The sequence below is a fragment of the Flavobacterium sp. UBA4854 genome, assembly GCF_002399805.1.
Lineage (GTDB): Bacteria > Bacteroidota > Bacteroidia > Flavobacteriales > Flavobacteriaceae > Flavobacterium > Flavobacterium ginsengisoli.
This window is the reverse complement of sequence record NZ_DHEI01000033.1, coordinates 4,619-16,797: the sequence shown is the minus strand read 5'-3', so window position 1 is coordinate 16,797 and position 12,179 is coordinate 4,619. Positions and strand designations below refer to the sequence as shown.

The following is a 12,179-nucleotide window of genomic DNA, read 5'->3' as shown; positions in this document are numbered from 1 at the left end:
TTTTTCGTCGATGGTATTTAATAATCTTATTTCAGATTTTTCTTGAAGAACCATTCGCGGATGCGGAAAAAAGGTAAGAACCAGACTTTCATATTTTCCATTTTCAGTATTCTGCGTAATTCGTTCCAGAATTTTTTTATGACCAATATGCACACCATCAAAGGTACCAAGAGTTAAGATTGTTTTCTTGGTTGACTGAAAATCGTTTATAGAATGAAAGAGCTTCAAAACAAATTATTTAAGATGCTGCAAATTTATACTATTCTCTTTTAAATTTAATACTATGCCAAATCGAATTTTAAGGGATAATCTATCTTTTTATAAAAATAAGCCAACTCGTCTATTAAAAATCAATAATTGTCGTATAGATAATATGATTTCAAATTAATTGAAGTAATTTTGATATTATATTTTGAAGGTATGAGAAAACAACTACTTTATATATTTCTTATTTTTTGTTTTGCCAGTGCAAATGCACAAGATGCTTTATGGCAAAAAGTAACTTCTTCATCGGTTTTACGAAAAACTGACGACGTAAGTTCTAATAAATTATATTATAGATTAAATGCTAATCTTCTTAGTTCTAAGCTAGCTTCTGTATCAAGTAAAACGGCAAAAACGACAACTTCAGAAATTACGATTCCGAATGCTGATGGAAATTTGGAGCGTTTTTCTGTATGGGAATCGTCTAATTTTGCACCAGAATTACAAGCGAAATATCCTGAAATTAGAGCGTATGAAGGTCGCGGAATAGACGATAAAAATGCTAAGATACATTTTAGCGTTGCTCCAATCGGAATGCAGACAATGGTTTTTAGACCGGCAAAACCAACAGAATATATTGAGCAAAATCCAGAGAATAAATCGGAGTATGTTTTGTTTAGAGCACAAGATAATGCTGAGTCAAAGATGATTTTAGATTGCAAAACAACCAATCTGGTTTCTGAAAATAAATCTGCGACTGCAAAAACGGCTTCAAATGCAAAACAGTTTAAAACGCTAAGATTGGCATTGTCCTGTACAGGAGAATATGCAGCTTATTTTGGCGGAACAGTTGCAGGAGCTTTAGCAGGAATGAATGCTACATTAACTCGAGTAAATGGTATTTTTGGAAGGGATCTTTCTGTAAAGGTAATTTTAATTGCTAATAATGATGCTGTTATCTATACAGATGCTTCAACAGATCCTTATTCTATAGCATCAGTAGGAGCAACTGGAGATAATCCAATTTGGATGAAGGAAGTGCAAACCACATTAACTAATGTTATCGGCGAAGCCAATTATGATATTGGCCATTTGTTTGGAGCTTCTGGCGGAGGAGGAAATGCGGGTTGCATTGGTTGTGTATGTGTTAGTCCAACAACGAACCAGCCAATAGGAAAAGGTAGTGCTTTTACGTCTCCAGCAGACGCAAAACCAGAAGGAGATAATTTTGATATTGATTTTGTTGCTCATGAAATGGGGCATCAACTTGGAGGTTCGCATACTTTTTCTTTTCAAAATGAAGGTAAAGGAACATGCTATGAACCGGGAAGCGGTTCAACTATTATGGGATACGCAGGAGTGACAAAAGGATATAATATTCAGGATCATTCAGATGCTTATTTTTCGTATGCCAGCATTAATCAGATACAGAATAATTTGGCGGGAAAAACTTGTCCCGTAACAATACCTATTGATAATAATAATCCACCAGTAATAAAAGCAGGTTTAGATTATACAATTCCAATTAGTACACCATTTATTTTAAAAGGAACAGGTTCTGATCCTGAAGGAAATACGATAACCTATTCATGGGAACAATACGATAGTGCAATGACAACTTTTGCTGGAAATAGTTTTACATATGCTACAAAACCAGATGGGCCAATGTTTAGATCTTTTTCGCCAACAACTTCTCCAGTTCGTTATATGCCTGCTTTAAGTTCTGTTTTAAATAATCAATTAACAACAAGTTGGGAATCTGTTTCTTCTATCGGAAAAACAATGAATTTTACACTTACAGGAAGAGATAATGCTGCAGAAGGACTTGCACAAACCAATACAGATGCAATGGTTGTTACTGTAAATGCAGCTGCAGGACCATTTGCTGTTACTTCTCAAAAAGAGGATAATTTAGGATGGGCAAAAGGATCAGCACAAACCATTACTTGGAGTGTAAATAATACCAATACACTTCCAGGATCTTCAAATGTAAATATAAAATTATCTCTTGATGGCGGATTGACATTTCCAATCGTTTTAGCAAGTAATACTCCAAATGATGGTTCAGAAACAATATTGATTCCGTCAGAAATTGATGTTTCTACAAATTGTAGACTTCTAATTGAGCCGGTTGACAATATTTATTATGCAGTAAACAGTAAGCCATTTGCTTTAGGATATACAGTTTCGACATCTTGTACCAATTATAATTTTGAAGGCGGTTATTCATTAGGAACAAGTACAACCTTTATAAACAAAACAGTAACAGTGCCAGCTTCTACAGGAACTATTTCAGATGTAAATGTTTCTGTTAATGTTAAGCACGAAAGATTTGAAGATCTTGAAATAGAAATTGAGAGTCCAAGCGGTACTATTGTTTCGTTATTTAATAAAAGCTGTGGTACAACAAATTCAACTCTTGCACTTCAATTTGATGATAGCGGTGCTGCTTTAAATTGTGGCTCAACAATCAGTCAAATTGTAATTCCTGCTAGTGCTTTAAGTGCTTTTAATGGAGAAAATCCGCAAGGAAATTGGACTTTTAAAGTTCGTGATGCAGTTGTCGGAATGTTTGGCACTATAAATTCTGCTTCTGTAAATATCTGTACTAAAACGTATACATTAGGAAACAGTGATTTTGAGAATGTTGATTTTATTGCCTATCCAAATCCAAATAAAGGAAGTTTCACCGTACAATTTAATAGAGATTCAGTAAGTGAGATTAAAGTTTACGTTAATGACATTGTAGGTAAATATGTTTACGATAGAACTTTTCAAGGTTCAGGATATTTCATTCAAGATATTCAATTGCCAAATGTGCCATCTGGGCTGTATTTCTTAACGGTTACAGATGGACAACGAAAAATAGTAAAAAAGATATTGGTAAATTAATTTTAAAAAATTTAATGTGCGATAGCCATACAAATCATACTTATTTTTGCGCCAGGAATTTTTAATAAAGCTCTGGCGCATGCTTCGATAGTTGCCCCTGTAGTAAAAACGTCATCTACAATCAAAAAGTGTTTATGATGATGGGTTTCATCAAACTTGACATCAAAAATGTTTTCGATATTTTCAGATCTTCCTAAAAGATTTTTCTTGGATTGCGTTTTGGTGTACAATTTTCGAATTAAGATGTTTTCTTCAAAGGGAATGTCTAAACCTAATGCGATTTCTTTTCCAAAAGTAGTAACTTGATTATAGCCTCTTTCCTTAAATTTTCTTTTATGAAGCGGAACAGGAATTATAGCATCAAAAGGAACTTCGAATCGAATTTCTTTTAAATCTTCCGAATACCAGCTTCCCAACACACTTCCAATTTCCTGATGTCCTTTGTATTTTAAATTATGAATTAACTCTTGAACAATTCCCTTTTTATTGAAATACAAAAATGCTGCTGCAAATTGAATGTCAATCTTGCCATAGAATTTTTTAACAGCCTCGTTTTTTGGGTCTAAATGATAGTAAGTTAAAGGCATTTCATGTCGGCAAATAGTACAGAAAACTGTTTCATTCTGAAGCAAAAGCGAACGACAGCCACTACAGACCTTGGGGAAAAATAAATTTATTAGATAATTAATCACAAAAAGAGAGATTTTATTTACAAAAGTAACAAAAACAGTACTTCAATCTTCATAATTTTTCTTTTTTATATAGGTAGTTTTTATATTTTTGCATCACTATGGCAAAACAAGAAGATATATTTAAGAATGTGGTTTCGCACGCAAAAGAGTACGGATTTATTTTTCCGTCAAGCGAAGTTTACGACGGATTAAGTGCTGTATATGATTATGCACAAAATGGTGTCGAATTAAAAAAGAATATCCGTGAATATTGGTGGAAATCAATGGTTCAAATGAATGAAAATATTGTCGGCCTTGATGCTGCAATATTGATGCATCCAACAACTTGGAAAGCTTCTGGACACGTTGATGCTTTCAATGATCCATTAATTGATAATAAAGATTCTAAAAAGAGATATAGAGCTGACGTTTTGGTTGAAGATCATGCTGAAAAAATTCACCAAAAAGCACAAAAAGAAATTGACAAAGCAAAAGCTCGTTTTGGCGATGCATTCAACGAACAAGAATTTGTAACTACAAATGCTCGTGTAATTGAATATTTAGCTAAAGAAAAAGAAATTAGAGAGCGTTTAGGGCGTTCTTTAGGAGCAGGTGATTTGGCTGATGTTAAAGCTTTAATCGAAGAATTAGAAATTTCTGATCCTGAAACTGGTTCTAAAAACTGGACAGAGGTAAAACAATTTAACTTAATGTTCGGAACAAAATTAGGTGCATCTGCTGAGAATGCGATGGATTTATATTTGCGTCCAGAAACAGCTCAAGGTATTTTTGTTAACTTCTTAAACGTTCAGAAATCGGGTCGTATGAAAGTTCCTTTCGGAATTGCTCAAACGGGTAAAGCATTCAGAAACGAGATTGTTGCAAGACAATTCATTTTCCGTATGCGTGAGTTCGAACAAATGGAAATGCAATTTTTCGTTCGTCCTGGAGAAGAAATGAAATCATACGAATACTGGAAAGAGACCCGTTTGAAATGGCATTTATCTTTAGGATTAGGAAAAGAAAATTACCGTTTTCATGATCACGAGAAATTGGCTCACTACGCAAACGCAGCAGCAGATATCGAATTTAATTTCCCATTTGGATTTAAAGAATTGGAAGGAATTCACTCTCGTACCGATTTCGATTTGAAAGCGCACGAAGAATATTCTGGAAGAAAATTGCAATATTTTGATCCTGAACTTAACGAAAACTATGTTCCTTATGTAGTAGAAACTTCTGTAGGTTTAGATCGTATGTTCTTGGCTGTTTTTGCAACTTCTTTAAAAGAAGAAACATTAGAAGACGGTTCTACAAGAACGGTTTTAAAATTGCCGGCAGTGTTAGCACCAACAAAAGCAGCGGTATTGCCATTGGTTAAAAAAGATGGTTTGCCAGAAGTTTCAAGAAAAATCATCGAAGATTTGAAATGGGATTTCAATGTTGCTTATGATGAAAAAGATGCTGTAGGACGTCGTTACAGAAGACAAGATGCTTTAGGAACGCCTTTCTGTATTACAGTAGATCATCAGACGCTTGAAGACGAAACAGTAACAATTCGTCATAGAGATACAATGAAACAAGATCGTGTAAAAATTACTGAATTAAGAGGTATTATCGAAAACGAAGTTTCGATGAAAAACTGGTTAATGAAAATGTAATCTTTACAAGTTATTTTATAGATCCCAAATTCCGTCAAGGAGTTTGGGATTTTTGTTTTTTTAAATAGGTATTTTATCGGCTTTTTTTGCATTTCATCTTTATGTATCAACATTTTTGTTTAATGTGTTAACAATGAGGTGTTTGAAATTTTTAAAAGTGTAATTTTAGATTTGTAATACCATCAAGAATAATTTTTTTCTTCAATGCATCGATTTAAAACTATTTTTTGATTATGATTGTGCAGTGAGAAAACCAACCAAACCTGAAATTGAAAAAGTATTCCTATATTATAATTGATGATGACGCTGAGAGTATTTTGAAAACCCAAACAACCGCTTCTGGTTTTTCAGAATTATCTTTTATGGCATCGGCATCAAATTTTCAGGATGGTTTAGACTTGGTTTTAGAACACAAACCAGCGTTGATTTTTCTGGAAATCGAACCTAGAAATCTGTCAAGTCATTTGTCTCTGGCTTTTATTAGCGAACTTCATCGTTTTTTGCAGCACATTCCTAAAATTATCGTTACAACGAAGCAAAAAGACAAAGCATTTGATGCTATTCAATACGGTGTTTTCGATTATCTTCTTAAGCCAATTGCATCAAGTGATCTTTTAAAAACAATTTTAAAACTCAATAGAGCCAATTTAGAGCCCCAAATAGCTCCGTTTAGAGAAGAACCAGTTTCTGTTATTGTTGAAGCTGGAACAATTCCGCAAAACATTCAAAAGCCATTAACGATCTGTATAAAATCGTACGGAGATTACCGATATCTAAATGCTGAAGATATTTGCTATTTTCAGGCTGATAATAATTCGACAGATATTTATTTGAACACAGGCGAAATGATTACGGCGTTTAAAACGTTAAAGCATTTTGAAAGCGTTTTGACGTATCCTTTTATCCGTATCCATAACAGTTATGTAATTAATCGAAATTACATTTCTAGGATTCATAGCGGAAACTCAATCTGTTACATAAAAAACTCTACCAAAAAGATTCCTTTTTCTAAAACCTACAGAGCAAATGTAGAGCAGATTATTGCCGATTTTGCAGGAGGAAATTATCTAGAAGTCTAAAAATTAGACGATTACATTAATTTGCTATCCATTGACTATCAATTGGGTACGATCTACCATAAACTCAATTTTTCATATAAATTTTTTTCGACCTCGGTGTTAGTTTTACACTCTGATTCGTCGCAAATAGCGAATCATCTCCAAAAATTAAAACAAACATTAAAAACCTCAGGTCATGAAAAAAACAGCTTTAACATTCGGATTATTCTCATTAGTAGTAGTAGCAACTTCTTTCGCAAATCCAACAACTCCTATTGTTCCAACTGAAAAACTAAGCGTTGTTCTTCCGGTTGATGGTAAAGGATCTACAGGAGGTAATAGAAAACACGATGATTTAATGAGCAATCAAGAATCAGTAGCAAAAAACAACCAAGCAAGTTTTGATGCAATTAATCAATCTTTAGGTGCAAACAAAAAACTAGATTAAGTTTCGTAATAAAAACGAACATTAAAAATATTTAAGCTGTCAAATTTTTGACAGCTTTTTTTTTTAGTATTTTTGGGAAAATTCGCAATTATATTGAAAAAAAGCTTCCAAATATTATTGTCTTCATTTTTGGTGTTGTTTTTTATTGGGTGTACCAAGAAAAATGATTTAACCAAGAACACAAATTCTACAGAGGATAGCCTTTCTGTTTATTTATCATTAGCTAATGACATAAGCTTAAGCTATGAATCTAAACAGAAGTATACTCAAAAAGCATTATCTGTAGTAGAAAAAAAGAAAAACGATTCTCTTACTAGAGCAAATTTGTTCAAGATTGCTAATAGATACTTTAATATGAATGACTTAGAATCATTTAAAGTAATATCTGAGCTTGTCTTGAATAGAGCAATAATTGCTAAAGACTCTGCTTATATGGCAAAAGCCTATACTTATCTTGGAGATTATTACAGTAATAGAATGATTTCTGATAGCGCTTTCAGAAGCTATTTCAAAGCTCAAAAGATTTATTTGCAAATTAATGATCAGTATAATTTGGCAAAAACACTAATAAGCAAAGCAAGCCTTCAGTATAATGAAGCAGATTTCTTTGAGAGTGAAATATCGGTTTTTAAAGCTTTAGAAATTTTAAAAACTAAAAAAGATGTCAATGAGCAGCTTTATGAATGTTATAACCTTCTCGGTATACTTTCTAACGAAAGAGAAGAATATAACAAAGCAATAGATTACCAAAATAAGGCACTGAAAACTTTAGACGATAAATCCATTCCATCAGATTTTCAATTAAAAGCTACTTCATTAAACAATATTGGTTTTGTTTACCTACGTATGAAGAATTATACGCAAGCAATATCTTGTTTTGAGAAAGGATTAGAAGAAAAAAATCTATTTGAAGAAAAAACCATTCTGTATGCGATGTTGTTAGATAATTTAGCCTATTCTAAATTAAAATCTAACAGAGTGGATGGTCTGCCTGCTCAATTTTATAGATCTTTAAAAATTAGAGATAGTTTAGGATTAAAAATGGAAATGATATCCAATCAAATTCATCTGTCGGAATATTATGCTTTAAAAAAGGATACTGCAAAAGCTGTTGAATTTTCTAAACAAGCTTTACTTCTTTCGCGTTCATCTGATAAGCTAAACAATACTTTACAAGCATTGAAGCAAATTGCTGCCGTAGATCCTAAAAATGCAGCAAAATATTCAAAAGAGTACATTCAGTTAAATGATAAAATGCTTAAAGCAGAGCGCAATATGGGAGAAAAATTCTCTCGTATTGAATATGAGACCAACGAAATTAAAGACCAAAATTCTAGCCTTCAAGAAAAGAATAAAACTTTGGTTTATGTATTTAGTATTTGTACATTGCTCGGGTTGTTTTTTTATGTTTATAAAACACAACAGGCCAAAAATCGCGAACTTCTTTTTAAGCAACAACAGCAGATTGCAAACGAAGACATTTATAATTTGATGATTTCGCAGCAAAATGAAATTGAGCTTACACGAATAAAGGAAAAGAAAAGAGTAGCGCAGGAATTGCATGATGGTATTTTAGGGCGCATGTTTGGTATTAGAATAAGCTTGGACAGTTTGGATAAACTTGACGAAATCGAGGCTGTTCCTAAAAGAAAAAAATATCTTACCGAACTAAAAAATGTGGAACAAGATATTCGAGAAATTTCGCATGATTTAAATAGAGAGAAATCGGAATTAATTAATAATTTTGTTTCGATTTTGAATAAACTATTTGAGGATCAGATAAATACATATAGTTCAAAATTGATTACTTTTTTTGATCCCGAGATAAAATGGGATTTGATGAGTAATATTGAAAAAATCAATTTGTATCGAATTGTTCAAGAAGGACTCCAGAATTGTAATAAATATGCTGAAGCCGATATTATTAGAGTGGAATTTAAAAATGAAAACAATAATTTGGTTCTAAGGATAGAAGATGACGGAATTGGATTTAATACCAATAGAACCAAAAATGGAATAGGTTTGCATAATATAGAATATCGAGTAAAAGAATGTAAGGGCGCAGTTACGATAAAATCTGCCAAGGGAGAAGGAACAATTCTCTCTATAGAAATCCCAATAGACCCAAATAATAACCTGCATAATGACATTTGACTTACCAACTTCAGTTCCACAATTAGTTAAAAAGAATATTTTGATAGTAGACGACCATCCGTTTATTATTGAAGGATATAAAAATGCTATAACTCGTTATAATACAAAACAGTACGATTTTTTTATTTCACAGGCACACGATTGTAGATCTGGTTATGATATAATAGAAAATGAGAACACGCCCGAGTTTGATATTGCTTTTTTAGATATCAGTATGCCTCCTTACGAAGAAAAAGAGATCTTTTCTGGCGAAGATCTTGCAAAGCTGCTTCTGAAAAAAATGCCTTCGTGCAAGATCATTCTTTTGACAATGTATACAGAATTGCTAAAGATCAAAACTATTATTAGAACAATTCAGCCAAACGGATTGATTATTAAAAATGACCTTACTTTTGACGAATTGCTTTTGGCTTTTGATAAAGTGATGAAAAATGAAAAATACTATAGCCAATCGGTTGTAAAAATGCTCAATCAGTCAACACATAATGCTATCGAAATAGATCAATACGATAAACAAATATTAGTTCATTTAGCAAAAGGAACCCCAATTCAGGAAATGCTGCAGCATGTTCCCATTTCTTTAAAGGCCATTGAAAAACGAAAAAAGCATTTGAAAGAGTTATTGAAAATTAAAAATGATTCTGATTCTGATTTGGTGAAAGAAGCAAGAAGCAAAGGACTTTTAGGATAAAATTCAAATCGTAAGAAACAATAAAAAAAAATCCAAATTCTGATAGCTAGAGTAGCTTTTGGAATTTGGAATTTTTTATTTAGAGTTTTGTTTGCTTTATTCTGTCAAAGCATCCCATCCGCGCGCTTTTAAAGCAATTTTTGTGTTGGCGCGGGTCACAAGATGAATCCCTTCATTTTCTTCTGCCATATGGCCAATAACAGAGAAATTCGGATTTCCTTTTATTTTATCAAAATCATTAATATCAATTGTAAATAAAAGTTCGTAATCTTCACCACCATTTATGGCAACCGTCGTGCTGTCGATATTAAATTCTTCGCAAGTAGAAATAAACTGCGGATCTAACGGAAGTTTATCTTCATATAAATTACAACCCACTTTAGATTGCTTGCAGATATGAATAATCTCAGAAGATAATCCGTCTGAAATATCGATCATTGCTGTTGGTTTTATATCTAAAGCATGAAGTAAAGTGCGAACATCTTTTCTAGCTTCAGGTTTTAATTGGCGTTCTACCAAATAAGTATAAGGATCTAAATCGGGTTGATTATTTGGGTTAACCTGAAAAACTTGTTTCTCACGTTCCAAAACCTGCAATCCCATATAAGCGGCACCAAGATCGCCAGTTACAACCAATAAATCAGTTTGTTTGGCTCCGTTTCTGTAAACCAATTCATTTTCGTCAGCTTCTCCAATTGCGGTTATGCTGATAATTAATCCTTTTTGAGATGAGGTTGTGTCACCGCCAATAACATCAACTTTGTATTCTTTTGCAGCGTGTGTAATTCCTGCAAATAATTCTTCTAAAGCTTCAAGAGGAAAACGATTAGAAACAGCAACCGAAACCGTAATTTGTGTCGGTTTCGCATTCATGGCACAAATATCAGAAACATTTACTACGACCGCTTTATAACCTAAATGTTTCAAAGGCATGTAAGCCAAATCAAAATGAACGCCTTCAATCAGTAAATCGGTAGAAACTACTACTTTCTTATCTTTAAAATCAAGAACAGCTGCATCGTCGCCAATACTTTTCAAAGTAGATTCCTGAGTAACGTCAAAGTTTTTGGTTAAATGGTCAATTAAACCGAATTCGCCTAATTGAGCTATACTAGTTCTCTGCTGATTTTTATCTTCAATCATTTCTGTTAAGTTCCAAAGTTATTAAGGTGCAAAGGTACAAAGGATTTTTTTAAAGATGCTAAGATTCTGAGATACTAAGGTTCTAAGTTTTTTTATTCTGTAGAGACGCACTGTAGTGCGTCTAAAATGTGCTGAAGAATATTTTTTAAATTTTTTTTTTACTGTTGACAAACTGTTGTCACCAGCCCATTTTACTTTTGAAGTATTAAAAATATTTAAACTTTAAAACCATGAAAACATTAGAAGCACAAGTTATTACTTCAGAAGATTTATTAAAACACTGGCAAGGACACAGAGCACTTACACGTCGTTTAATTGAGATTTTTCCAGAAAAAGATTTCTTCGAATTTTCGATTGGCGGAATGAGACCTTTTGCAAAATTAGTAGATGAGCTTTTGGCTATTGCAGTTCCAGGTTTAAAAGGAATTGTAACGAAAGAAACTGCACCATTCTCAGAAGGAACTGAAAAACTAATTTTCAAAGCGCAATATCTTGAAAAATGGGATCAAGCAACAGAAGAAATCAATAAATATTGGGAACAATTATCAGTTGAGGATTTTAGCGAGACCTTTAACCTTTTTGGACAATATGAATTTCCTGTAATTCAGAATATCTTATATTTTATTGATAATGAAGTGCATCACCGTGGACAAGCTTATGTTTATTTAAGAGCTTTAAATATCGAACCACCATTTTTCTGGGAAAGATAATTGATGTTTTTTTAGTAACTTAATATCAGAAATCTAAAACTAAAGCTATGAGTTTAAAGAAGATAATGTCCAATTATGCAGATTATAATTTATGGGTAAATCAACAATTTGTAAATTGGCTTTCGCCGAAATCGGCTGAATTGCTTTATGCAGAAGTGCCGTCGAGTTTTTCTACTATTATGAAAACGCTTGATCATATCTGGTCTACTGAGGAATATTGGTTTTCTGTCATTTCCGAATCTTCACTATCAGAAAAGAAAGCAGAAAGCGATTTGTCAAAAGAGGAAATATTTGCCGGATTATTAAATTCGTCTACAAAATTGAAACATTTTATTAACTCATTATCTGAAGAAGATTTAATGAAAGAAGTTAAAATCGTAAATCCGTGGTTTGAATGTGAACTGCCTATTTCTGAATATTTAATCCAAGTTATCAATCATGGAACGTATCATCGAGGTCAGATTGTAACAATAGGACGAAATGTTGGAATTACAGATGCCTCAAACACCGATTATAATTTTTATAATGTTGTAAAGGCAAATCAATA

Annotated in this window: 11 protein-coding genes; 8 read left to right on the top strand and 3 right to left on the bottom strand. The window is 32.7% G+C overall.

All coding sequences use genetic code 11. The features are described 5' to 3' along the window. Positions 1-228, bottom strand: a 228-nt coding sequence (locus B3J44_RS04310; RefSeq protein WP_286966049.1) for an adenylyltransferase/cytidyltransferase family protein, incomplete at its 3' end; no start/stop codon positions are given. 192 nt (positions 229-420) lie between these two features. Between B3J44_RS04310 and B3J44_RS04305 the strand changes: the two genes are divergently transcribed. After that, the gene (locus B3J44_RS04305) at positions 421-3,096 is read left to right on the top strand and encodes a reprolysin-like metallopeptidase (RefSeq protein ID WP_286966048.1); all 2,676 of its coding nucleotides are present in this window, start codon (positions 421-423) and stop codon (positions 3,094-3,096) included. 11 nt (positions 3,097-3,107) lie between these two features. On the opposite strand, the gene B3J44_RS04300 is transcribed toward B3J44_RS04305, so the two are convergent. Continuing rightward, a complete protein-coding gene (locus B3J44_RS04300; protein ID WP_286966047.1) occupies positions 3,108-3,683 on the bottom strand; it encodes a ComF family protein in 576 nt (191 codons plus the stop codon). Between the two features lie 203 nt (positions 3,684-3,886). Here B3J44_RS04300 and B3J44_RS04295 point away from each other — a divergent pair, with 203 nt between their 5' ends. The 5 genes from B3J44_RS04295 to B3J44_RS04275 all read left to right on the top strand — a co-directional run bounded on the left by B3J44_RS04295 (position 3,887) and on the right by B3J44_RS04275 (position 9,779). After that, positions 3,887-5,428, top strand: coding sequence for a glycine--tRNA ligase (locus tag B3J44_RS04295; RefSeq protein ID WP_111425276.1), 1,542 nt, complete (start codon positions 3,887-3,889; stop codon positions 5,426-5,428). 269 nt (positions 5,429-5,697) lie between these two features. Next, a complete protein-coding gene (locus B3J44_RS04290; RefSeq protein ID WP_286966046.1) occupies positions 5,698-6,507 on the top strand; it encodes a LytR/AlgR family response regulator transcription factor in 810 nt (269 codons plus the stop codon). A 175-nt stretch (positions 6,508-6,682) separates the two neighbouring features. After that, positions 6,683-6,934 carry a hypothetical protein gene (locus B3J44_RS04285; protein WP_198855253.1) on the top strand — a complete coding sequence of 84 codons (252 nt, stop codon included), beginning with the start codon at positions 6,683-6,685 and terminating at the stop codon, positions 6,932-6,934. A gap of 93 nt (positions 6,935-7,027) precedes the next feature. Beyond that, positions 7,028-9,088, top strand: a complete 2,061-nt coding sequence (locus B3J44_RS04280; protein WP_286966045.1) for a tetratricopeptide repeat-containing sensor histidine kinase — start codon at positions 7,028-7,030, stop codon at positions 9,086-9,088. Further along, positions 9,078-9,779: a response regulator gene (locus B3J44_RS04275; protein ID WP_286966044.1), complete on the top strand. Its 702-nt coding sequence runs from the start codon at positions 9,078-9,080 to the stop codon at positions 9,777-9,779. The genes B3J44_RS04280 and B3J44_RS04275 overlap by 11 nt, the downstream gene beginning before the upstream one ends. Before the next feature lie 96 nt (positions 9,780-9,875). On the opposite strand, the gene thiL is transcribed toward B3J44_RS04275, so the two are convergent. Continuing rightward, positions 9,876-10,922: a thiamine-phosphate kinase gene (gene thiL, locus B3J44_RS04270; protein WP_198855256.1), complete on the bottom strand. Its 1,047-nt coding sequence runs from the start codon at positions 10,920-10,922 to the stop codon at positions 9,876-9,878. 230 nt (positions 10,923-11,152) lie between these two features. On the opposite strand from thiL, the gene B3J44_RS04265 reads away from it, so the two are divergent. After that, the gene (locus B3J44_RS04265; RefSeq protein ID WP_198855257.1) at positions 11,153-11,632 is read left to right on the top strand and encodes a DinB family protein; all 480 of its coding nucleotides are present in this window, start codon (positions 11,153-11,155) and stop codon (positions 11,630-11,632) included. Positions 11,633-11,679: 47 nt separating this feature from the next. Further along, positions 11,680-12,179, top strand: a 500-nt coding sequence (locus B3J44_RS04260; protein WP_286966043.1) for a DinB family protein, incomplete at its 3' end; no start/stop codon positions are given.

Excerpts from the sequence above, each read along its gene's own strand:
- B3J44_RS04275 (WP_286966044.1), top strand. The coding sequence starts at position 9,078 with ATGACATTTGACTTACCAACTTCAGTTCCACAATTAGTTAAAAAGAAT.
- B3J44_RS04300 (WP_286966047.1), bottom strand. The coding sequence starts at position 3,683 with ATGCCTTTAACTTACTATCATTTAGACCCAAAAAACGAGGCTGTTAAA.
- thiL (WP_198855256.1), bottom strand. The coding sequence starts at position 10,922 with ATGATTGAAGATAAAAATCAGCAGAGAACTAGTATAGCTCAATTAGGC.
- B3J44_RS04285 (WP_198855253.1), top strand. The coding sequence starts at position 6,683 with ATGAAAAAAACAGCTTTAACATTCGGATTATTCTCATTAGTAGTAGTA.
- B3J44_RS04265 (WP_198855257.1), top strand. The coding sequence starts at position 11,153 with ATGAAAACATTAGAAGCACAAGTTATTACTTCAGAAGATTTATTAAAA.
- B3J44_RS04295 (WP_111425276.1), top strand. The coding sequence starts at position 3,887 with ATGGCAAAACAAGAAGATATATTTAAGAATGTGGTTTCGCACGCAAAA.
- B3J44_RS04305 (WP_286966048.1), top strand. The coding sequence starts at position 421 with ATGAGAAAACAACTACTTTATATATTTCTTATTTTTTGTTTTGCCAGT.